The following is a 22,577-nucleotide window of genomic DNA, read 5'->3' as shown; positions in this document are numbered from 1 at the left end:
CCCAGAGGGGACCGGAGGCCATGCCCGTTCAGGTGGATCGTCAGCAGGGGCGCAGGGACCAGATCGGGTCCCAGGTCGCCGTGCCGGCCTGGTAGGCCGTCGACGTCCAGCGGACGCTGCCGTCCTTGTTGAAGAACTTGGCGACCGTGCCCGGCGTCTGGTTGTTGGTGAACGGTCCGTTGCCGGTCCAGTTGGTGACGTTCCACGTCTGGCACTTGTAGAAGTCGAACTTGGTGCCCTTGACGATCATGCACAGGTGGCCGTAGTCGCAGGCCAGGTCCTTGGCGGCCCTGGTCTTGGGCGCCTCGGTGACGGTCAGTCCCTCGTACTCGACCGCGTCGGCGGACACGTGCAGGGGCTTGGGCTTGTCGGCCAGCACCTGGTCGGCCGCCTGCTGGAGGGCGGTCACCCGGGTGCCGGCCGGGTCGGCGGCGGTGGCCGCGACCGTGGAGCCGGCGACCAGGGCCGAGGCCGCGAGGAGCAGCGCGGCGGGCTTGATGATGTTCACTGTCGTTCCCCCATGAACGTCGGTGGCGTACCGCTGAAGCGGTGTGCTCACACCGTGCCCGGGGCGCCCGCCGCGCGGTACCTCTCACCTCTCAGGGTCACTTCCGCCCGGGTGGCGTGTACTCCTTGAGGTGGTGGGCGACGCGGTCGGCGTAGGCGCGGTTCTTCGGGGGAACCCCGCCCGCGTCGTTCACCTTGCGGTACGACGTCCGGTAGGCGACGGCGATCAGTACCCGGCGGTCGCCCGGCAGGCCGGCGTCGAGACGGGGCGTGATCCAGCACAGGTAGCGGCCCATCGCCGGGATGGACTCGGCCGGTGGGAACGGGGGCTCGGGGACGGAGTCGGCGGGTGTGCCGTCCTCGTTCATCCACCAGCGCAGGACGGCCGGGGTCCAGCGGGCGATGCCGTACTCGTCGTTGACGGGATCGGCGAGGTCCGGGTCGAAGTCGCTCTCCACCTTCAGTATGGCCGCGATCAGGGGCGGGCTGACGTCCTTGCGGCCGCAGTCGCGTGCCGTTTCGACGATGAGCAGGCGGTAGGCGGGCGGCACGCCCCGGTCGGTGCGCAGTTCGGCGGCGCCGTAGGAGGCGGCGGAGACGGTCGTGGTGCCGCCCCCGGGGCCCCGGGCGCCGGGGTCGGGGCCGCCGCCGCTCCGGGCGGCGATGCCGTAGCCGAGCGCGGCGGCGGCCACGGCGGCGACCACGGCGGTGGCCGCCGCGGCGAGCGCCGTCCGCCGGCGGAGCGGACGGCGCGCCAGGACGGACCGGCCGCCCGTACCGCCCGTGGCCGCCGCCACCCGTCGTGCCAGGGCGTCCGTGCCGATGCGTTCGGCGTGCGTACGGGTCAGGCACGCGCGTACGGTCTCCCGCCACGCCTCGGGCAGCGCGGGCGACAGCCGCAGTTCCTCGGTGCCGCGCGCGTAGGCGGCCTCGGCGTCGCGGCGGGCCGTCGGGGTGCCGCCGGGCAGCGGGAAGGACCCGGTGAGCACGAGGTGGGCGAGGACACCGAAGGCCCAGACGTCGGCGGAGGGGCGGATGCGGCGGCCGCGTTCGCCGATCTCCGACCAGAGCAGTTCGGGCGGGGTGTAGTCCGGTGTGGAGAAGGCGGGGGTGTAGGCGTGCGTGCCTTCCAGCTGGGCGGCCATGTTGAAGTCGGCGAGCCGGGCCGAACCGTCCCTCATCAGCAGCACGTTGGCCGGTTTCAGGTCCCCGTGCACCCACCCGGCCCGGTGCAGCTGGGCCAGGCCCTCGCAGACCTGACCGAGCAGCGCGGGCCCGGCGGCCGGGCGCGGCGACGCGGACAGCAGGGCGGACAGCGAGCCCTCCGCCTTCTCCAGTACGAGGACGGTGGCGCCGTCGAGAGCGGGGCGGGCCGGGTCGTCGACGACGAGGGTCTCGTACATCCGCACCAGCCGGGGCCGCCGCAGCCTGCGGTGCAACTCGACCTCCCGCTCGACGAGTTCCCGCAGGTGGGACAGTTGGCGGGGGGTGCCCGTACCGGTGGGCAGGAACTTCAGGGCGGCCGTGCGCGGCAGGCCGGCGTCGCCGTCGCCGACACGGCGGGCCTCGTACACGCTGCCGAAGGCACCCGTCGCGATCGGCGCCCGCACCTCCCAGACGCCGACCCGGTAGCCCTTCGGCACGGTGACGGCGTACGGCTCGGTCACCGGGAGACCCGGCGCGGCGGTGCCGCGAGGACCACGAGGTCGTCCTCCCGTACGAGGTCGAAGCGGAGCGCCATGGAGACCAGGGACTCCTTCTTGCCGTTGAGCCGGGCGCCCGCCTCGGCGGTCTCCGGGCCCGGCTTCAGCCGCAGCTTCACCGCGAGGTAGTCGATGTTCCACTGGACGGACGTGCGCGACGCGGCCGGCCAGCCGGGCCGCAGCCGCTCGACGACCTGCTCGACGGTCGGCAGCGGCGCGTGCGGCGCCCCGCGCAGCCGTGGCTCGCACAGGGCGGCCAGGACGGCGAAGTACCGCTTGGTGCGGTCGACGGAGAAGGCCGGGGCGGTCGGCTCGCCGTCGCCGCCGTCCTCGGCGCACAGGTAGTCGTGGCGCGGCGCCCACACCTCGACCGGCAGCAGGTCGCCGGCGGCGGGCAGCACGATCCGCGAGAACTCGAACGGCACCGGGGCGTCCAGCCGGCCCGGCGCCACCTTGATGTGCTCCCCGGCACCCTCCGGGTTCTCCACCACGTAGGTCTGGTGGGCGGACAGGTTGCTTATGGTCCAGAAGGTGCCGTGGGCGGTGATCTCACCCGCTCTGCGGGACACTCCGTCGTGCCCGATCAGCAGGCCGCCCTCGGGCACGGACCGCCCGAAGACGAGGCGCTCGCCGGGGGCGAGGCGAATCTGGGTGCGGGTGCGTTCGTCCTCCGTGGTCGGCGGAGGTACCACGATGATGCTGTACAAGGTGCGTCTCCCCGTGCCTGACGGCTACCCACGTCAGACTATTGCGACGCACCAGGGCCGTGTCTCCCTCGTACGGGTGAGACACGGCCCTGTGGGGTGATTGGCGCGAAAGCGCTCCGCGCCGTCGCAGGTTGCTTCGGCGGCGGCCTCAGTAACGAGGACGCTGGAACCAGGCGGCGCCGTTGCGGTTGCCGACGAACACGGCGATCAGGATGCCGAACACCAGGTGGACGATGCCGAACAGGGTGAACGGGTAGACGGCGATGATCGCGGTGAGGACGCCGAAGACCAGCGCGGTGACGCGCAGGCCGTTGCCGCCGGAGTTGAACTTCGCGGCCAGGACGGACGCCCAGACGCCCCACACCAGCGCGAGTGCGGCGAAGGCCCACAGCACGCCGGACGAGTAGTCGGCCAGTTCCTCGAACGCGGGGTCGTCCTTGGCCTGGTCGACGGCCGCCGCGGAGACGGCGAACAGGATGGTGCCGAGGACCTGGAAGCCGACCATCACCCACAGCATGACGCGGGCGGCACTGACGGTGCCCGGCATCGAGGTGGGGGCGCCGCCGCCGTAGGGCTGCTGCACGGGCGGCGCCGCCGGGTAGCCGTAGCCGGGCTGACCCGGGGGCTGCTGTCCGGGGTAGCCGTAGCCCGGCTGGCCCTGGGGCGGCTGCTGGGGATGGCCGTAGCCCGGCTGCTGGCCCTGCGGCGCACCGTAGGGGTTGTTCGGGTCGCCGAAACTCATGGCGGGACTTCCTCCGTCGCTGTCAAGTGCGGGGACGACGCGCGGCTCGACTCGGAGGAGGTTCGTCGTAGCGGTTCGTCCCCCCGGTACGGCCCCGCGGCACTGTGCTGCCCAATCGTTCTTGACCGGTCTCCTGCTTGTCCAGCCCGGTCACAAGGTGTTGTGCAAGTGCAACCACGTCGATCATGAACATGCATGGTGGGACATGTGCCGGAGTGCCCGTATATCGCTCCCGGGTGCTCCGGTGGCGCTGCGGCAGCGCTCTGGCAGGGCTCCCGCGGTGCTCCCGTGGTGCTCCGTGGTGCTCCCGCGGTGCTCCCGGGGCACTCCCGTGGTGCTCCGTTGGTGCTCCGGGAGGTGACCGGCGGCTGCCCGCATGATGGCCGGATTGGAACCGGGGGCCCGTCATCCGCGAGGATGGGGGGCATGACCGCCCAGATTCTCGATGGCAAGGCCACCGCAGCCGCGATCAAGTCCGAACTGACCGCCCGCGTGGCGGCGCTGAAGGAGAAGGGCGTCACGCCCGGCCTCGGCACCGTCCTGGTCGGCGACGACCCCGGCAGCCAGAAGTACGTCGCCGGCAAGCACCGCGACTGCGCGCAGGTCGGTATCGCCTCCATCCAGCGCGAACTGCCGGGCACGGCGACCCAGGAGGAGATCGAGGCGGTCGTCCGCGAACTGAACGACGACCCCGCCTGCACCGGCTACATCGTCCAGCTGCCGCTGCCCAAGGGCATCGACGAGAACCGCATCCTGGAACTGATGGACCCGGACAAGGACGCGGACGGCCTGCACCCGATGAACCTCGGCCGCCTCGTCCTCAACGAGCCGGCGCCGCTGCCCTGCACCCCCAACGGCATCCTCACCCTGCTGCGCCGCTACGGCGTGGAGATCAAGGGCGCCGAGGTCGTGGTCGTCGGCCGCGGTGTCACCATCGGCCGCCCGATGCCGCTGCTGCTCACCCGGCGCAGCGAGAACGCCACCGTGACCCAGTGCCACACCGGCACCCGGGACCTGTCCGCCCACCTCAAGCGCGCGGACATCATCGTCGCCGCGGCCGGCTCCCCGCACCTGGTCCGGCCCGAGGACGTCAAGCCGGGCGCGGCCGTCCTCGACGTCGGCGTCTCGCGCAACGCCGAGGGCAAGATCATGGGCGACGTCCACCCCGGCGTGGCCGAGGTCGCCGCCTGGATCTCGCCGAACCCCGGCGGCGTCGGCCCCATGACCCGGGCCCAGCTGCTCGTCAACGTGGTGGAGGCGGCGGAGCGCAGTGCCGGCTGAGGACACCGACGCCGAACGCCGGGAGGACCCGGGGAGCTCGGGCAGCCCGGGGGACCTGAGAGGCCCGGGGGGCTCAGGGGGCTCAGGGGACTCTGAGGACTCAGAGGGCTCGGGGGACCTCACCGTCCGGGACCCCGTCAGCGCGCCCGACGCCGAGGGCAGGCCGCGGCGGGTCACGAGGCGGTTCCCGCTCTTCACCCGTGACACCGCGCGACCCGAGGGCGGCGGCCGGGCCGCGACCGGCGACGCCCCGGCGCCCGCCCGGCAGTGGCCGATCCTCCTGGTGGTCGGCCTGGTCGGAATCGGCCTGCTGCTGACCGCGATGGACGTGTTCCGCTTCGGGACGCTGCTGGTCGGCGCCGCCCTGCTGGTCGGTGCCGCGCTGCGCTGGGTGCTGCCCGACGTCGGCATGCTCGCCGTGCGCTCGCGCTTCACGGACATCGCCACCTACGGGGTCCTGGGCCTCGCCATCGTCCTGCTGGCGTTGATGGCGCAGCCGGATCCGGTGCTGGAGATCCCGTTCCTGAAGGACGCCCTGCACTTCACGGTGAGCTAGCGCTTCGCGGCGATCCGGCGCTTCACAGCAAGCCGGCGCTTCGCGGCGATCCGGCGCTCTTCAGCGTGCGTCGGCGACGGCCCGTCCTCACCCCCGTGGAAGGGCGGGCCGTCGCCGGAACCAACCCTCCTGCACGCGGAACGCCCTGATCAACGCCTGTCAGGGCGCTGTGGCACGGAAGTGACCGTTCCGCTACTCCGCTACGCGAGCCGCGAAAGATGTGACACGTGTGCCGTGCGTGAACGCCCAAGTGCGCACCGTGCGTCGAAGTATTGACAAGTTCCGGGATTTGCCGCGAAGTCGTTCGAGGACAGCGTTACCGTCAGGGGTTCGGTTCGGGGCATGGGAATGCCGGTGGGACACTGGACCACGGGTCGGCGGGCGTGCGACGGTGCTCGTTCGCGACCTCTGTGCTCCTGTGCGCCCCCACCCCGGGAACTGAGATCCTGACCGGGCGCATCCCTGTGGGTAGCCAGAACGGGACTCCGTGTGGGACGCCGCGCGCGAGGGCCGAGCGGGGGAACGAACAGCACGTCACCGGGGGGAAGAGGGGGAAGCAATGCCTCGTTGGAAGGCCTTGCCGGATGAACTTGATCCGCAGATCAGAGAGTTCACCAGCCAGTTGCGCCGACTTGTGGACCGCAGCGAGCTGGGCATCGCGTCGGTGGCCGACGCGACCGGCTACAGCAAGACGTCCTGGGAGCGTTATCTGAACGGCCGGCTGCTGGCGCCGAAGGGGGCCATCGTGGCCCTGGCCGAGGTGACGGGGACCAACCCCGTTCACCTGACCACCATGTGGGAGCTGGCCGAGCGTGCCTGGAGCCGCTCGGAGATGCGCCATGACATGACCATGGAGGCCATCCGGATCTCCCAGGCGCGCGCCGCGCTCGGCGAGCTGGGCGGGTCCGCGGCCAAGTCGGGCAGCGGCAGCAGGAGCGGCAGGGGGAGCCGGACCGGCCGGCACGGCGGCGGTGCGACGGCCACACCCGGCATCGCCGGGCCGGCCGGTGTGGCGCCCACGCTGCCGCCGTCGGTCCCCGCGCAGCCGACCGCCGCGGAGAGCCCCGACGCCGCCGTCGGCACGGTCAGGGGCGGCGGCGCGCCCGGCGCACCCTCGGTCCCGTCGTCCGGCCGCACGGCCGACGGGAACTCGTGGGGCGTCGCCGGGTACCGCGGACCGGCGCCGGCCGGTGACCGCACGGCGCGGGCCGGTACCGGGGAAGCCGCGCGGACCACGGCGATGCCGGCCGCCGCCGCACCGAACGGCTACGGACCGCCGGTGCCCTCCGCGGCCTCCGCTCCCTTCGGTTCCGCCGGGGCCCCCGGCTCGTACGGCGAGCCACCGCGCGACGGCTCCGTTCCAGGGGGCGGCCGGCCCTCCGGCGGCGGCAAGCGGATGACGACGTTCGTCGCGGGCGTCGTCGGCGTGCTCGTCGTGATCGCCGGCGCCTTCTTCCTGCTGAACGACGGCGGTGACAAGAAGAACGAGGGCGCCAAGCCCTCCCCGTCGCCCACCGTGAGCGCCGACACCCAGCTGCCGCCGGGCGTGAAGTGCAGCGGCGACGCCTGCACCGGCAAGGACCCGGAGATCATGGGCTGCGGCGGCGACCTGGTGACCACCGCCGCGACCGCCACCGTCGGCACGGCCGCCGTCGAGGTCCGCTACAGCAAGACCTGCGGCGCCGCGTGGGCCCGCGTCACCCAGGCCGCGCAGGGCGACGAGGTCCAGGTCAGCGCGGGCGGGAGTGCCCCGCAGACGGGCACGGTCACCGGGGCCGGCGACACCGTCGCGTACACCCCGATGGTGGCGGTGAAGTCCGAGGCCGAGGCCAAGGCGTGCGTGACGCTGGCGTCGGGCCAGAAGGGCTGCACGGAGTAGCCGGCAGGCGGTGGCCTTGCGGGGGAGAGGGCTTTTTGCGGGGGAGCGGGCTTTACAGGGGAGAGGGCCCCGCACAGGGGAAGGGCCGTACGGGGGAGAACACCGTACGGAGCCCGTACGGCGTGGAAGGCCGCACGGAGGACAGGGCCGCCCGGACAGGCCTGCGGCCGGCCCTCCCGGGAGAAAGTCCTCCGCGGCAGGCATGGCCCGCGGCGTCACGGGCACGCGAGAAGTACCCCCACGGGAGTCCGGCAACGGTATCCCCGAACGGCGGTCGCTTCGTCCCCCCCTCTCCCGGACAGGCGGCCGCCTCTTTCATGCCGTTCGCCGTCCCCCGGCACCCTCCGTTCGTGCGGGCGGGTGACCCGGCGGTGGTCCTGTGGGCCGGGCCACACCGACCCGGACGTGCCGGACACCGCGGGCGCGATAGCCTGACGGCTGGATGGATCTCTTGATACCAAGAGATCGATCAAAAGCCCGGGGCCGGGACGCCCCACCGCCAGCTGTCATACGGAGAACGCCATGACCCGCACTCCCGTGAACGTCACCGTCACCGGCGCGGCCGGCCAGATCGGTTACGCCCTGCTCTTCCGCATCGCCTCCGGCCAGCTGCTCGGCGCGGACGTGCCGGTCAAGCTCCGCCTCCTGGAGATCACCCCGGCGCTCAACGCCGCCGCGGGCACCGCGATGGAGCTGGACGACTGCGCGTTCCCGCTGCTCCAGGGCATCGAGATCACCGACGACCCGAACGTCGCCTTCGACGGCGCCAACGTCGCCCTCCTCGTGGGCGCCCGCCCGCGCACCAAGGGCATGGAGCGCGGTGACCTCCTGGAGGCCAACGGCGGCATCTTCAAGCCGCAGGGCAAGGCCATCAACGACCACGCCGCGGACGACATCAAGGTCCTCGTCGTCGGCAACCCGGCCAACACCAACGCCCTGATCGCCCAGGCCGCCGCCCCGGATGTACCGGCGGAGCGCTTCACCGCCATGACCCGCCTGGACCACAACCGCGCGCTGACCCAGCTCGCGAAGAAGACGGGCGCGTCGGTCACCGACATCAAGCGCCTGACCATCTGGGGCAACCACTCCGCCACCCAGTACCCGGACATCTTCAACGCCACCATCGCCGGCAAGAACGCCGCCGAGGTGGTGGGCGACGAGAAGTGGCTGGCCGAGGACTTCATCCCGACCGTCGCCAAGCGCGGCGCCGCCATCATCGAGGCCCGCGGCGCCTCGTCGGCCGCCTCCGCCGCCAACGCCGCCATCGACCACGTCCACACCTGGGTCAACGGCACCGCCGACGGCGACTGGGCCTCCATGGGCATCCCCTCGGACGGCTCCTACGGCGTCCCGGAGGGCATCATCTCCTCCTTCCCGGTCACCACGAAGGACGGAAAGTACGAGATCGTCCAGGGCCTGGAGATCAACGAGTTCTCCCGCGCCCGCATCGACGCCTCCGTCAAGGAGCTCTCGGAGGAGCGCGAGGCGGTCCGCGCCCTCGGCCTCATCTGACGTCCCGCAGCACGACACCGCCGGACCGGGCGTCCGGCCGGTGCCCCGGTCCCCGGATCCGCCACGGCGGTCCGGGGACCGGCCATTTCCACGTGGCGCCCTGTTGACGTTCCGTACATGTGGGCGGCCTTCCTCCCCTATGCTGATGCGCCGTCACCTCGTCCGTCGCCGACGGACTTCCCGCGCATCGGGGGATCCGCGTGAGCACCGCCTACGTACCGCCGCAACCGCAGCAACCGCAGCAGAGCAACACGGGGGCACCGCCGGAGCCCCCGCCCGTCCCGCCGTACGCCAGTGAGGCCACCCGGCTGCTGTGTGCGGGCGCCTACCTCGACCCCGGTTACCGGGACCGCGTCATCGAGGAGCTGTATCTCGACGAGCAGCGGATCGTGGCGCCGTCGCTCGGCTTCGACGCGGCCCGGGTCCTCGCGCACGCCCTGCGGGCCCGTCGGCAGGAACTGCTGTGGTCCGCGGCCGTCATCGGGCTGTGGGTGGTGGGGATCCCGCTCAGCGGCTGGCTGCTCGCCGTCCTCCTGTGGCCCAGCGTGCTGCTCGCACTGGCCCCCTGGATCAGGGGCCGCGCCGAGCGACCGCCCCTGTACCGGCGACTCGCGGCCTTCGTGGCGCGCTGGTGGGGGCGCTTGCAGTTCGCCTTCTTCATGTTCATCATGGTCGCCGTCGCGTTCGGCGGCGACTCGGACGACGACTCCTCGTACGGATCGTCGGACGACTTCTACGGCTCCGGCGGCTCCGACTGGCAGGAGATCACCGACGTGGCGCTCCCGTCCGTCGGGGACGGCGCCGGGCTGATCGAGGTGTGGCAGGCCTGGTTCGGGATCGCCGTCCTCGTGCTCATCGGGCTCTGCGTGGCCGCGCAGCGCAACCAGTTCGCCCGCGCGCTCGCCGCCGAACTCCGTCCGGAACGCTTCCCGGACGCCGCCGGCGACCCGGCGGAGAAGGCCGAGGGCGGGCGGTTCCAGCGGCTGATGGGGCGCATCCGGCTGGAACAACACGCGCCGCTGATCATGTACAACGAGAAGCACCCGTTCTGCGGAGCGGGATCGGCGTACGACACCTGGGTCCTGGCCGTCGAACTGCGGCCGGACGACGAGAAGAAGCAGCAGCCGCTCAGCAACCGGGCGATCCTGGACCGCGTCCGGCCCTTGATCGAACAACTGCGCATGCCCTCCGAGTACGCGGGCGCCGGAGTGCGCGACCGGCTGCGGCGGCTGGAGATCGACGAGTGCGTGTTCCTCCCGGTGGAGGGGCTGCTCAACCGTGAGCAGGCCCCGTACAGCTGGGAGGCGTTCGAGCAGCACCGGACGCGTGCCGTCGAGGAGGGCGCCGAGAAGCGGCGGCACTTCCTGCGGATCCGCGTCGGCGGCTGGGAGGAGGAGCTGGTCGTCACGGTCTTCGTGCGCCTGCACACGCAGGGCCGCATGCTCATGCTGGAGATCGCCCCGCACGTGCTGACGCCGGTACGCGGGGACTTCAAGGACGCCGACCGCGCCTCCCACCGTTTCCGCAACAACAACGCGCTGGGCAAGGCGGCCGGAGCCGCCGTCCTGGTGCCCGGCTCCGTGGGCCGTTCCCTGCTCACCCTCGGCCGGGGCCTGGTGTACGGGTGGCGGCTGCTGACCGGCGGCCACACGGGCGCGCTCCCCGCGGGCCCCGCCGTCTCCGTGCGGGAGATGGCCTCGACGCCCACCGGGTCCACCTTCCAGGAGATGGACGTCAGCCGCTACCTCAGGAGCATCCAGGACCGCGTGGGGCACGGGGTGCGGCTGGCCCTCGCCGACGCCGGTTACGAAACCGGTGAGTTCGTGCAGAAGATCGTGAACCTCAGCCACGGCAGCACCTACATCGGCAACGCCGAAGGGGCCACCTTCGCCGTCGGCGACAAGGCCCACGTCTCGTCCAAGACCGGCGGCCCCGCGCCGCAGAAGGGATCCGGAAGCAATGGCGCAAAATGAGCCGAACATCCACATCGGCAACGCCCAGGGGGCGACGTTCGCCGTCGGCGACAACGCGAACGTGACGAGCCACTACGGCACCACCGCAGCGCGCGACCAGGCCGCCGAGGAACTGCTGAGAGCGGTGCGGGAACTCCGTGCCGACCTGGCACGCATCCAGCGCACCGAGCGGACCGACCAGCTCGACACGGCCCTCGCGGACACCGAGGAGGAGATCACCCGTACCGGCACGGCCCCCGAGGGGCGCCTCCAGCGGCTGCGGGGCCTGCTCGAGGACTCGCAGACCGCCCTGTCGCTGTTCGCGTCCTTCGGGACGGTCGCCGGGCTGCTGGGGATGTGAGCCGATGAGCGGGGGACGGCGGCGGTACTGGAACGAGGCGACCCAGCGCTGGGAGGACACCGCGGGCGGCACGGCACCGGTCACCCCGCCGCCACCGCCCCGGCCGGCGTCCGTGCCCCAGGAGTCTCAGAAGCCCCAGGAGCCTCAGGAGCCCTGGGGGCCGTGGGGGCCTCAAGAGCCCCGGGAGCCTCAAGAGCCCCGGGAGCCCCAGGTACTTCGGGCACCCCAAGCACCCCAGGCGCCGCAGCAGCCAGGACAAGCACCACAACCACCGCAGGCATCGCGGCCCACGCAGGTGCCCCAGGTACCCCAGGCACCCCAGGTACCCCACGGCGAGGGCACCGACCACCCGGCCGGTGTCCCGGCGCCGGAGCCGCCGCCTGCCCATGGCGCCTGGTCCGCGCCCGAACTGCCCCGTACTGGTTCCCGGCCGCAGCCGGGGCAGCCGCCGGCGCCGCCCTCCGCAGGCACCGGCGGGCCCAGCCGCAGGCTCATGTGGTCCGTGCTGGGCGGAGCCGCCGCGGCCGGGGTGGTGGTGGCCCTCGTACTGACGCAGGTGGTCCCGGCAGGCGACGAGACGGACGACCGCGGTGGCCGGACGGTGGGGCCGGCGGGCGCGTCCGCCACCGCCGCCCCTCCGGCCCCCGGCCCCTCGACTCCGCGGACCGAGGAGGCGCCGCGGACCGAGGAGGCGCCGCGGACCGAGGAGGCGCAGGGGACCGAGGACGCGGTGGCACCCACCGGCGCGCCCGGGTCGCCGTCCGGCACGGCCACCGGACTGCCCGGCGGCTACGAGGTGCACACCGACCCGGAGGGCTTCACCATCGCCCGGCCGGCGGGCTGGGTGCGCGACGCGGTGCCCTCCAAGTACGGCATCGACGTGGTCAACTACCGCAGCCCCGACGGCGCCCGGCGGCTGCAGGTGTACCAGGTGGAGGAGGACTCGCCCGACGCGTCCTTCGAGGCGTTCCTCTCCGACGGCACGGCCAAGGCCGACGGCTTCCGGAAGCTCTCCCTGGAGACCCTGGACGACGGCGACTTCACCGGGTCCCGGCTCGAGTACCTCGCCGACTCCCTCAGGGGCGAGCCCGACGTCGGCACCTGGCACGTCGTCGACGAACGCTTCGTGGCCGCCGACGGCGAGGTGTACGCGATCACCGCCTACGGAGCCGAGGCGGACGGCCGCGAGGACGAGCGGGCCATGCTGCGGACGGCCCTCGGCCACTTCTGCCCGCCGTCCACGGCCTGCGGGGCCGGTACCGACAGCCCCTGACGGACCACCCACAGGGCGGGTGATACGTACCGTTCCGTCCCTTTGTTCAGTGACTCGGCACACTTCCGGCTCCGGGCCCGCATGCATTCGGGGCCGAAGGGCAGGTGCACCCGGTCCCGTGACCGACACCTGCGTGACTCACGGGCGCTGAACAGGGAACGGAAGGCATTGACGATCATGGCGGACAGTACGGAACTCCGGGCGCGCGACACCATCCATGCCGGGGGCGAGTGGCGGGCGGCCGTCTCGGGGGGAACGCGCGACATCCTCGACCCCGCGGACGCCCTGCCGTTCGCCGTGGTCGCGGAGGGCGACGAGCGGGACACCGACCTCGCGGTGGCCGCCGCCCGGCGCGCCTTCGACGCGGGCGAGTGGCCGCACACCCCGGTCGCCGAACGCGCCGCCCTGCTGCGCCGCGTCGCCGACCTCCTCGTGCGCGACCGCGAGACGCTCGGACTGCTGGAGAGCCGTGACGCGGGCAAGACCGTCGAGGAGGGCCGGGTCGACATCGACTGCGTCGCCGACGCCTTCCGCTACTTCGCCGACCTGGTCGCCGGGGAGGCCCCCGGCCGGGTCGTCGACGCCGGGTCGCCCGACATCCACAGCGTCGTCGTGCACGAGCCGGTCGGCGTCTGCGCGATGATCACGCCCTGGAACTACCCGCTGCTCCAGGCCAGCTGGAAGATCGCCCCCGCGCTCGCCGCCGGCAACACCTTCGTGATCAAGCCCAGCGAGATCACCCCGATGACCACCGTCGCCCTGATCGACCTGCTGGTCGAGGCCGGCCTCCCCACCGGCGTCGCCAACATCGTCACCGGCCCCGGCCACACCGTCGGCGCCCGGCTCGCCGAGCACCCCGACGTCGACCTGGTCTCCTTCACCGGCGGCCTGGTCAGCGGCACCAAGGTCGCCCGGGCCGCCGCCGTCACCGTCAAGAAGGTCGCCCTCGAACTCGGCGGCAAGAACCCCAACGTGGTCTTCGCCGACGCCTGCGAGACCGAGGAGGGCTTCGACACCGCCGTCGACCAGGCCCTCAACGCGGCCTTCATCCACAGCGGCCAGGTCTGCTCGGCGGGCGGCCGGCTCATCATCGAGGAGTCGGTCCGCGAACGCTTCGTCGCCGAACTCGCCCGCCGCGCCGCGAGGATCCGCCTCGGCCGCGGCACCGAGGACGGCGTCGAGTGCGGTCCGCTCGTCTCCGAGCAGCAGCGCGCCAGGACCGAGGACTACGTCGCCTCCGCGCTGGCCGAGGGTGCCGAGCTGCGCTGCGGCGGCAGGCGCCCCGAGCCGTCCCCCCAGCGGCCGGAGAACGGCTACTTCTACGAGCCCACCGTCCTCGACCGCTGCCACCGGGAGATGAGGGTCGTACGGGAGGAGGTCTTCGGACCGGTGCTCACCGTCGAGACCTTCCGCACCGAGGACGAGGCCGTAGCCCTCGCCAACGACACCGAGTACGGTCTGGCGGGTGCCGTCTGGACCGCCGACGCGGGCCGCGCCCGCCGGGTCGCCGGCCGGTTGCGCCACGGCACCGTCTGGATCAACGACTTCCACCCCTACCTCCCGCAGGCGGAGTGGGGCGGCTTCGGCAAGAGCGGCGTCGGCCGCGAACTGGGCCCCGCGGGCCTCGCCGAGTACCGCGAGAGCAAGCACGTCTACCAGAACCTCGCCCCGAAGCCCGTCCGCTGGTTCTCCGGCTGACCCCGGCCACCGCCGCCCGCCCGTCCCCACCCGGGCCGCCCGCCCGGGTCCCCGTCCGCTCACCCTCTGGAGTACCCCCATGCCCGAGACCACCCACGTCTACGACTACGTCGTCATAGGCGGCGGCACCGCGGGATCGGTGATCGCCTCCCGCCTCACCGAGAACCCGGACGTCACCGTCGCCGTCATCGAGGGCGGACCCAGCGACGTCGGCCGCGACGACGTGCTGACCCTGCGCCGCTGGATGGGCCTGCTCGGCGGTGAGCTGGACTACGACTACCCCACCACCGAGCAGCCACGCGGCAATTCGCACATCCGGCACAGCCGCGCCCGGGTGCTCGGCGGCTGCTCCTCGCACAACACCCTCATCGCCTTCAAGCCGCTGCCGTCCGACTGGGACGAGTGGGAGGCGGCCGGCGCCAAGGGGTGGGGCGCGGTGCCGATGGAGGCGTACTACGCGCGTCTCAAGAACAACATCGTCCCGGTCGACGAGAAGGACCGGAACGCCATCGCCCGCGACTTCGTCGACGCCGCGCAGAAGGCGCTGGAGGTCCCCCGGATCGAGGGCTTCAACAAGAAGCCCTTCGCCGAGGGCGTCGGCTTCTTCGACCTGGCCTACCACCCCGAGGACAACAAGCGTTCGTCGGCGTCGGTGGCGTACCTGCACCCGGTGATGGACGAGCGCCCCAACCTCACGATCATGCTGGAGACCTGGGCGTACAGGCTCCAGCTCGACGGCGTCCGGGCCGAGGGCGTCCACGTGCGCACCAAGGACGGCGAGGAGATCCTGGTCAGGGCCCGTAACGAGGTCGTCCTGTGCGCCGGCGCCGTCGACTCGCCCCGCCTGCTGCTGCACTCCGGCATCGGCCCCCGCGAGGACCTCGAGGCACTCGGCATACCCGTGGCGCTCGACCTGCCCGGTGTCGGCGAGAACCTGCTCGACCACCCCGAGTCGGTGATCGTGTGGGAGACCGACGGACCCATCCCGGAGAACTCCGCGATGGACTCCGACGCCGGTCTGTTCGTGCGCCGCGACCCCGGACACGCGGGCCCCGACCTGATGTTCCACTTCTACCAGATCCCGTTCACGGACAATCCCGAGCGACTGGGCTACGAGCGCCCGGAGTTCGGCGTCTCCATGACCCCGAACATCCCCAAGCCGAAGTCCCGCGGCCGCCTCTACCTGACCAGTGCGGACCCGTCCGTGAAGCCCGCCCTGGACTTCCGCTACTTCACCGACGAGGACGACTACGACGGCCGCACCCTCGTCGACGGGATCAAGATCGCCCGCGAGATCGCCAAGTCGGAGCCGCTGGCCGGGTGGCTCAAGCGCGAGGTCTGCCCCGGCCCGGACGTCACCGGCGACGAGGAGCTGAGCGAGTACGCCCGCAAGGTCGCCCACACCGTCTACCACCCGGCGGGCACCTGCAAGATGGGCGCCGCCACCGACGAGACGGCCGTCGTCGACCCCGAGCTGCGCGTCCGCGGCCTGGAGGGCATCCGCATCGCCGACGCCTCCGTCTTCCCGACGATGACCGCGGTGAACCCCATGATCGGCGTGCTCATGGTCGGGGAGCGCGCCGTCGAGCTGATCGGCGGTGACGCCCGATGAGCACCACCGTCAACGACACCGGCGCCGTGGCCGAGCGTCCCCCGGTCTTCTCCGTGGACGGCCTGTGGAAGGTCTTCGGACCGAAGGCCGCCCGGATCCCCGCCGACCCCGAGCTGACCGCCCTGAGCCCGGCCGAGCTGCGCGCGCGCACCGGCTGCACGGCCGCCGTGGCCGACGTCTCCTTCGACGTGCGCAAGGGCGAGGTCTTCGTCGTCATGGGCCTGTCCGGCTCCGGCAAGTCCACCCTCGTACGCTGCCTGACCCGGCTCATCGAGCCGACGGCCGGGTCCATCGCCATCGACGGCGAGGACGTCCGCGCCATGGACAAGTCCCGGCTGCGCGAACTGCGCCGCCACCGCGCGGCGATGGTCTTCCAGCACTTCGGCCTGCTCCCGCACCGCACGGTCCTCGACAACGTCGCCTACGGCCTGGAGGTCCAGGGCATGGGCCGCGCCGAGCGCCGCGAGCGGGCCGCCGCCGTCGTCGCCAAGGTCGGCCTGGAGGGCCTGGAGCACCGCCGCCCCGGCCAGCTCTCCGGCGGCCAGCGCCAGCGCGTCGGCCTCGCCCGCGCCCTCGCCGTCGACCCCGAGGTGCTGCTCTTCGACGAGCCGTTCAGCGCGCTCGACCCGCTGATCCGGCGGGACATGCAGGAGGAGGTCGTCCGGCTGCACCGCGAGGAGGGCCGCACGATGGTCTTCATCACCCACGACCTCCAGGAAGCCCTCAAGCTCGGCGACCGCATCGCCCTGATGCGCGACGGCCGCGTCGTGCAGCTCGGCACCCCGGAGGAGATCGTCGGCTCGCCCGCCGACGACTACGTCCGCGAGTTCGTCCGCGACGTGCCGCGCGAGCAGGTCCTGACCGTCCGTACGGCGATGCGCCCCGCGTCCTCGTCCGACGAGGCGGGCACCGGCCCGGCCCTGCGCCCCGACGCCACCGTCTCGGAGGCCATCGAGGCCGTCGCGCGCGCCGGTTCGGCCGCCCGGGTCATGGACGACGGCCGCTGCCTGGGCGTGGTCGACGCGGAGGCGCTGCTCGGTGTCGTCGCCGGGACGGCCGCACCCGAGGAACGCCCCGAGGGGGCGGCCGTCCTCCCCGAGGAGGCGGAGCTGCCCAAGGAGGCGGTCTGATGGCGACGATCACCGCACCGGCCCGGAAGACCGCCCCGCCGGGCATCCTCACCCACCCCGCCGCCCGCAAGCTCCTCACCCTCGCGGTCGCCGCCGCGATCCTCGTCCCCCTCGCCGTCACCCAGTGGGGCGGCGCCACCTGGCCGAGCGCCCTCACCGTCGACGTCTCCGAACCGCTCGGCAAGACCAGCGACTGGATCATCGACAACCGGGACAGCCACCCGCTGTTCCTCTACTTCTTCGGCCACGTCAGCAACGTCGTCGTCATCGCCGTACGCGCCGTCTACCTCGCCCTCCTCGCCGTCGGCTGGGCCGGGGTCACCGCGATCGGCGCCCTGGTCGCCTGGCGCGTGGCCGGCGTGAAGCTGGCCCTCGGCACCGCCGTGGCGTTCCTGGCCTGCGGGCTGCTCGGCATGTGGGTGCCGACCATGCAGACCCTCGCGCTGATGGTCGTCGCCGTCCTCGCGTCGGTCGTCGTCGGCGCCCTGCTGGGCCTGGCCGCCGGCCTGTCCGACCGGATGGACCGCGTCCTGCGCCCGGTGCTCGACACCATGCAGGTGCTGCCCGCCTTCGCCTACCTCCTCCCCGTCGTCCTGGTCTTCGGCATCGGCGTCCCCGCCGCCGTCCTGGCCACCGTCGTCTACGCCGCCCCGCCCATGGCCCGGCTCACCGCCCTCGGCCTGCGCGGCGCCGACAAGGAGGTCCTCGAAGCCGTCGAGTCCCTCGGCACCACCGCCCGCCAGCGGCTGCTGACCGCCCGTATCCCGCTGGCCCGCAAGGAACTCCTCCTCGGCGTCAACCAGACGATCATGATGGCGCTCTCCATGGCCGTCATCGCCTCCGTCATCGGCGCCGGCGGCCTCGGCGACCGCGTCTACCAGGCGCTCGCCTCGGTCGACGTGGGCGCGGCCCTCGCGGCCGGCATCCCGATCGTGCTGCTCGCCGTCGTCCTGGACCGCGTGACCGGCGCGGCGGGGGAGCGGCTCGGCGAGTCCCGCACGTCCCCGCTGACCTGGCTGTACGTCGTGGCCGCCGCCGCGGCCGTCGCGGTCGCCGGACGGATCGCCGGCCTCCTCGACTGGCCCGACGGGTGGGAGGTGGACATCGCCGAGCCCGTCAACCGGGCCGTCGACTGGATGACCGCCCACCTGTACTCCGGCGTCCCCGTCATCGGCGGCACCGCCGACTGGGCCGCCCACTTCACCAACGGGGTCCTCAACCCCCTCCGGGACGGCCTGCACTGGCTGCCCTGGTGGTCCGTACTCCTCGTCGTCGCCGCCCTGGCCTGGCTGCTCGGCACCTGGCGCACCGCGCTCACCGCCGTCCTCGCCATGGCCGCGATCGGCGTGCTCGGCGTGTGGAAGCCGTCCCTGGACACGCTCTCCCAGGTCCTCGCGGCCGTCGCCGTGACCCTGGTCATCGGCTTCGCGACCGGCATCGCCGCCGCCCGCAGCGACCGCTTCGAACGCCTGCTGCGGCCCGTGCTGGACGTCTTCCAGACGATGCCGCAGTTCGTGTACCTGATCCCGGTCGTCGCCCTGTTCGGCGTGGGCCGCGCCCCGGCCGTGGCCGCCGCGGTCGTCTACGCCCTCCCGGCCGTCGTCCGCATCACCACGCAGGGCCTGCGCCAGGTGGACCCGGCCGCCATGGAGTCGGCCCGCTCGCTCGGCGCCACCAGCGGCCAGCAGCTCCGCCAGGTCCAGCTCCCGCTGGCCCGCCCGGCCCTGCTGCTCGCCGTCAACCAGGGCGTCGTCCTGGTCCTCGCCGTCGTCATCATCGGCGGCCTGGTCGGCGGCGGCGCCCTCGGCTACCAGGTCGTCTTCGGCCTCGCGCAGGGCGACCTGGCGACCGGCCTGGTGGCCGGCGCGGCGATCGTCTGCCTCGGCCTGATGCTCGACCGGGTCACCCAGCCGACCGAACGCCGTACGAAGAAGGGAGCCTGAGATGTCACGCAGGCGGATCACGGCGGCCGTCGCCGTGCTGGTGCTGGCCACCGGCTGCGGCGCCGCCGACATGACCAAGCAGGCGTCCCCGTACGCGAACGCCCAGGGCGCCAGGACCGTCACCCTGTCCGTGCAGTCCTGGGTCGGCGCCCAGGCCAACGTGGCCGTCGCCCAGTACCTGCTGGAGCACGAGCTCGGCTACCGCGTCGACACCGTCCAGGTCGACGAGGTCCCCGCCTGGGACGCGCTCAGCCAGGGCCGCGTCGACGCCATCCTGGAGGACTGGGGCCACCCCGAGCAGGAGCAGCGCTACGTCGAGGACAAGAAGACCATCGCCCCCGGCGGCGACCTCGGCGTCACCGGGCACATCGGCTGGTTCGTCCCGACGTACTTCGCGAAGAAGCACCCGGACGTCACCGACTGGAAGAACCTCGACAAGTACGCCGAACTGCTGCGCACCGCGGAGAGCGGCGACAAGGGCCAGCTGATGGACGGCTCCCCGTCCTACGTCACCAACGACAAGGCCCTCGTCGAGAACCTGGACCTGGACTACAAGGTCGTCTTCGCCGGCTCCGAGGCCGCCCAGATCACCCAGATCAAGCAGTTCGCCAAGGAGAAGAAGCCCTTCCTGACCTACTGGTACACCCCCCAGTGGCTGTTCGAGAAGGTGCCGATGACGGAGGTGAAGCTGCCGCCGTACAAGGAGGGCTGCGACGCCGACCCGGCGAAGGTCGACTGCGCCTACCCGGTCACCCCGCTCCAGAAGTACCTCAACGCCGACTTCGCGGAGGACGGCGGCGACGCGGCTCGGTTCCTGAAGAACTTCGAGTGGACGACCGAGGACCAGAACCAGGTCTCCCTGATGATCGCCGAGCAGAAGATGCGGCCCGAGGTGGCGGCGAAGAAGTGGGTGGACAGCCACGAGTCCGTCTGGAAGAAGTGGCTGCCCTGACCCTCACCCCGCCAGTTCCGCCGCGATCTCCCGCAGCGCGCCCTCCGCGCGCCGCTGGAGTCCCGGCCCGAACGTGATCCGGGTGGCCCCGAGTTCGCCGAGCCTCCGCAGCTCGGCGGACGCGGGGCCCTCCCCGGGCCGCCCGCCGACGTTCACCGGCCCCTGGATGCCGGACCGCAGCAGCGGCAGTACGCCGTCGGGGGCGCCGATCGGATACACGCAGTCGGCGCCCGCCGCGACGTACAGCGCGGCCCGTTCGATCGCCGCCTCCGGATCACCGACACCCCTGACGAACGTGTCGATCCGGGCGTTGACGAACAGCCGGTCCCCGGCCGCCGCCCGCACCTCGGCCAGCCACTGGGCGTGCTCCCGCGGGTCCTTGAGCACCCCGTCGGTGGAGTCCTCCAGGTTGCAGCCCACGGCGCCCGTCTCCAGCAGCCGCTCCACCAGCTCCTTCGGCGCCAGCCCGTACCCGTCCTCGACGTCCGCCGACACGGGCACGTCGACGGCCCGCACGATCCGCGCGACGGCCGCGAACATCTCGTCGGCGGGGGTCGCCCCGTCCTCGTACCCGAGGGACGCCGCCACGCCCGCGCTGGGCGTCGCGAGCGCCGGGAACCCGGCATCCGCGAAGACGCGGGCGCTCACCGCGTCCCACGGGCCGGGGAGGACGAGCGGGTCGCCGGGCGCCCGGCCGTGGTGCAGGGCCCGGAAACGCTCCGCACCCGTCGCCGGGGGCGTCGTGAGGCCCGTCATCCGTGCTGCCCCGGCGTGTAGTGGCCCGGCGCCAGCCGGCAGGTCACACCGAACCGGTTCCAGGCGTTGATCACCGTGATCGCGGCGATCAGGTGGGCCAGCTCGCTCTCGTCGAAGAACTTGGCCGCCCTCCCGTACACGTCGTCCGGCACGAAGCCGTCCGTCAGCACGGTGACCGCCTCGGTCAGCTCGATCGCGGCGAGCTCCTTCTCCGTGTAGAAGTGCCGCGACTCCTCCCAGGCGCTGAGCTGCACGATCCGCTCCACGCTCTCGCCGGCCGCGAGGGCGTCCTTGGTGTGCATGTCCAGGCAGAAGGCGCAGTGGTTGAGCTGCGAGGCGCGGATCTTCACCAGTTCCTTCAGCTTCGGGTCCAGGCCCCGGCCCGCCGCCTTCTCCAGCCCCAGCATCGCCTTCCAGACCTCGGGGGCGTGCTTGGCCCACTCCAGTCGGGGGGCCTCCTCGGACGCGAAGGCGTCGGGTGTCGCGGTGATGTTCTCGTTCGTCGTCATGCCCTCGAGACTAGGAGCGAGGCAGCCCACGGGTATGGTCCATTCCCATGGCGAAACCATGGGCCACTTTCGGCGTGGACCTGCATCTCGACCGGTCCGGTCCCGGACTGCGCCGGGGCCTCACCGACGCCCTGCGCGAGGCCGTCCGGGGCGGCCGGCTGGCGCCCGGCACCCGGCTGCCCTCCTCCCGCTCCCTCGCCGCCGACCTGGGCGTCGCCCGCAACACCGTCGCCGAGGTCTACGCCGACCTCGTCGCCGAGGGCTGGCTCGCCGCCCGCCAGGGCTCCGGCACCCGCGTCGCCGACCGCACCCCCGCCACCCCCGACCAGCACCCCGCACCCCACCGCCGGGAACCGGCCCGCCCCGCCTACGACCTGATCCCCGGCACCCCCGAACTCGCGTCGTTCCCCCGCGCTCAGTGGCTGCGCGCCGCCCGCCGCGCCCTGACCGCCGCCCCCGACCGGGCCCTCGGCTACGGCGACCCGCGCGGCCGGCCCGAACTGCGCACCGCTCTCGCCGGCTACCTCTCCCGCGCCCGCGGCGTACACGCCGACCCCGACCGCATCGTCGTCTGCGCCGGCTTCCTCGGCGGCCTCGGCGTACTCGCCGACCTGCTGCGCCACCGGGGCACCCGCTCCGCGGCGGTCGAGTCCTACGGCCTGCCCCACCACCGCGGCCTGCTCGCCCGCGCGGGCCTCGCCACACCCCCGCTGCCCTTCGACGACCGCGGCACCCGGCCCCCCGACGACGACCCGGCCACCGCCCAGGCGGTCCTGCTCACCCCCTCCCACCAGTTCCCGATGGGCCTGCCGCTGCTCCCCGAGCGCCGCACGGCCCTGATCGACCGGGCCCGCCGCACCGGCGGACTGATCCTGGAGGACGACTACGACGGCGAGTTCCGCTACGACCGCCAGCCCGTCGGCGCCCTCCAGGGCCTCGACCCCGACCGCGTCGTCTACCTCGGCACCGCCAGCAAGTCCCTCGCCCCCGGACTGCGCCTGGGCTGGCTGGTGCTGCCGCCCCCGCTCGTCGAGGACGCCATGGACGGGATGGCGGGCCGCACCCCGGGCGTCCTGGACCAGCTGACCCTCGCGGAGTTCCTCGCCTCCGGCGACTACGACCGGCACGTCCGCGCCGCCCGACTGCGCTACCGGCGCCGCCGCGACGCCCTGGTCGCCGCCCTCGCCGAACGCGCCCCCGAGGTGCGCGTCACCGGCATCGCCGCCGGACTGCACGCCGTGCTCCAACTGCCCCCCGGCACCGAGCAGCAGGCCGTCCGGGCCGCCGCCTGGCACGGACTCGCGGTGCACGGCCTGTCCACGTTCCGGCACCCGGACGCCGCCGTCGCCCCGCTGGACGCCCTCGTCGTCGGCTACGGCACCCCGCCCGACCACGCCTGGGCGGGGGCCCTGGACGCGCTCTGCCGGGCGCTGCCGTAGAGTCCCCCGGCGACGGCCGTACACTCGATCGGCCCAACTGTCGTACCGGAACGCGGACAACGGGG

Annotated in this window: 19 protein-coding genes; 13 read left to right on the top strand and 6 right to left on the bottom strand. The window is 73.1% G+C overall.

Annotated features, from left to right (window positions below; translation table 11 throughout):
* Positions 1 to 40: 40 nt before the first annotated feature.
* From ACP4J0_RS03715 to ACP4J0_RS03700, 4 genes are all read right to left on the bottom strand, one after another.
* Entirely contained in the window at positions 41 to 508 is a 468-nt protein-coding gene (locus ACP4J0_RS03715; protein ID WP_426597158.1) for a hypothetical protein, read from the bottom strand.
* A gap of 97 nt (positions 509 to 605) precedes the next feature.
* On the bottom strand, positions 606 to 2,174 hold the full coding sequence (locus ACP4J0_RS03710; protein WP_426597157.1) for a serine/threonine protein kinase: 1,569 nt from the start codon (positions 2,172 to 2,174) through the stop codon (positions 606 to 608).
* Entirely contained in the window at positions 2,171 to 2,917 is a 747-nt protein-coding gene (locus ACP4J0_RS03705) for an FHA domain-containing protein (protein ID WP_426597156.1), read from the bottom strand. Before ACP4J0_RS03705 ends, ACP4J0_RS03710 begins: the two co-directional genes overlap by 4 nt.
* A 148-nt stretch (positions 2,918 to 3,065) precedes the next feature.
* Positions 3,066 to 3,659, bottom strand: a complete 594-nt coding sequence (locus ACP4J0_RS03700) for a hypothetical protein (RefSeq protein WP_426597155.1) — start codon at positions 3,657 to 3,659, stop codon at positions 3,066 to 3,068.
* Between the two features lie 426 nt (positions 3,660 to 4,085).
* Here ACP4J0_RS03700 and ACP4J0_RS03695 point away from each other — a divergent pair, with 426 nt between their 5' ends.
* The 12 genes from ACP4J0_RS03695 to ACP4J0_RS03640 all read left to right on the top strand — a co-directional run bounded on the left by ACP4J0_RS03695 (position 4,086) and on the right by ACP4J0_RS03640 (position 19,808).
* Positions 4,086 to 4,940, top strand: coding sequence for a bifunctional methylenetetrahydrofolate dehydrogenase/methenyltetrahydrofolate cyclohydrolase (locus ACP4J0_RS03695; protein ID WP_426597154.1), 855 nt, complete (start codon positions 4,086 to 4,088; stop codon positions 4,938 to 4,940).
* Positions 4,930 to 5,496, top strand: coding sequence for a DUF3017 domain-containing protein (locus ACP4J0_RS03690; RefSeq protein WP_426597153.1), 567 nt, complete (start codon positions 4,930 to 4,932; stop codon positions 5,494 to 5,496). The genes ACP4J0_RS03695 and ACP4J0_RS03690 overlap by 11 nt, the downstream gene beginning before the upstream one ends.
* A gap of 559 nt (positions 5,497 to 6,055) precedes the next feature.
* Entirely contained in the window at positions 6,056 to 7,375 is a 1,320-nt protein-coding gene (locus tag ACP4J0_RS03685; protein WP_426597152.1) for a DUF2690 domain-containing protein, read from the top strand.
* 522 nt (positions 7,376 to 7,897) lie between these two features.
* The gene (locus ACP4J0_RS03680; protein ID WP_426597151.1) at positions 7,898 to 8,887 is read left to right on the top strand and encodes a malate dehydrogenase; all 990 of its coding nucleotides are present in this window, start codon (positions 7,898 to 7,900) and stop codon (positions 8,885 to 8,887) included.
* Positions 8,888 to 9,087: 200 nt separating this feature from the next.
* A complete protein-coding gene (locus ACP4J0_RS03675) occupies positions 9,088 to 10,860 on the top strand; it encodes a hypothetical protein (protein WP_426597150.1) in 1,773 nt (590 codons plus the stop codon).
* Entirely contained in the window at positions 10,847 to 11,200 is a 354-nt protein-coding gene (locus tag ACP4J0_RS03670) for a hypothetical protein (RefSeq protein ID WP_426597149.1), read from the top strand. Before ACP4J0_RS03675 ends, ACP4J0_RS03670 begins: the two co-directional genes overlap by 14 nt.
* 493 nt (positions 11,201 to 11,693) lie before the next feature.
* Complete coding sequence (locus ACP4J0_RS03665; protein ID WP_426597148.1) at positions 11,694 to 12,473, top strand: hypothetical protein; 780 nt, start codon at positions 11,694 to 11,696, stop codon at positions 12,471 to 12,473.
* Between the two features lie 177 nt (positions 12,474 to 12,650).
* Entirely contained in the window at positions 12,651 to 14,171 is a 1,521-nt protein-coding gene (locus ACP4J0_RS03660) for an aldehyde dehydrogenase family protein (RefSeq protein WP_426597147.1), read from the top strand.
* Between the two features lie 79 nt (positions 14,172 to 14,250).
* Positions 14,251 to 15,783, top strand: coding sequence for a GMC family oxidoreductase (locus ACP4J0_RS03655; RefSeq protein WP_426597146.1), 1,533 nt, complete (start codon positions 14,251 to 14,253; stop codon positions 15,781 to 15,783).
* Positions 15,780 to 16,913: a quaternary amine ABC transporter ATP-binding protein gene (locus tag ACP4J0_RS03650; protein WP_426597145.1), complete on the top strand. Its 1,134-nt coding sequence runs from the start codon at positions 15,780 to 15,782 to the stop codon at positions 16,911 to 16,913. Before ACP4J0_RS03655 ends, ACP4J0_RS03650 begins: the two co-directional genes overlap by 4 nt.
* On the top strand, positions 16,913 to 18,856 hold the full coding sequence (locus ACP4J0_RS03645) for an ABC transporter permease (protein ID WP_426597144.1): 1,944 nt from the start codon (positions 16,913 to 16,915) through the stop codon (positions 18,854 to 18,856). Before ACP4J0_RS03650 ends, ACP4J0_RS03645 begins: the two co-directional genes overlap by 1 nt.
* A gap of 1 nt (position 18,857) precedes the next feature.
* Positions 18,858 to 19,808 carry an ABC transporter substrate-binding protein gene (locus tag ACP4J0_RS03640; RefSeq protein WP_426597143.1) on the top strand — a complete coding sequence of 317 codons (951 nt, stop codon included), beginning with the start codon at positions 18,858 to 18,860 and terminating at the stop codon, positions 19,806 to 19,808.
* A gap of 3 nt (positions 19,809 to 19,811) precedes the next feature.
* Here the strand turns inward: ACP4J0_RS03640 and ACP4J0_RS03635 are convergent, their stop codons facing one another.
* Together ACP4J0_RS03635 and ACP4J0_RS03630 are read right to left on the bottom strand one after the other, a co-directional pair.
* The gene (locus tag ACP4J0_RS03635; RefSeq protein ID WP_426597142.1) at positions 19,812 to 20,564 is read right to left on the bottom strand and encodes an isocitrate lyase/PEP mutase family protein; all 753 of its coding nucleotides are present in this window, start codon (positions 20,562 to 20,564) and stop codon (positions 19,812 to 19,814) included.
* The gene (locus ACP4J0_RS03630) at positions 20,561 to 21,073 is read right to left on the bottom strand and encodes a carboxymuconolactone decarboxylase family protein (RefSeq protein WP_426597141.1); all 513 of its coding nucleotides are present in this window, start codon (positions 21,071 to 21,073) and stop codon (positions 20,561 to 20,563) included. The genes ACP4J0_RS03635 and ACP4J0_RS03630 overlap by 4 nt, the downstream gene beginning before the upstream one ends.
* A 47-nt stretch (positions 21,074 to 21,120) precedes the next feature.
* Here ACP4J0_RS03630 and ACP4J0_RS03625 point away from each other — a divergent pair, with 47 nt between their 5' ends.
* A complete protein-coding gene (locus ACP4J0_RS03625) occupies positions 21,121 to 22,512 on the top strand; it encodes a PLP-dependent aminotransferase family protein (RefSeq protein ID WP_426597140.1) in 1,392 nt (463 codons plus the stop codon).
* Positions 22,513 to 22,577 lie beyond the last annotated feature (65 nt).

Source organism: Streptomyces sp. WG7 (assembly GCF_049975785.1).
GTDB lineage: Bacteria > Actinomycetota > Actinomycetes > Streptomycetales > Streptomycetaceae > Streptomyces.
The sequence above is the reverse complement of the archived record's forward strand: the minus strand, read 5'-3'. Positions and strand labels throughout refer to the sequence as shown.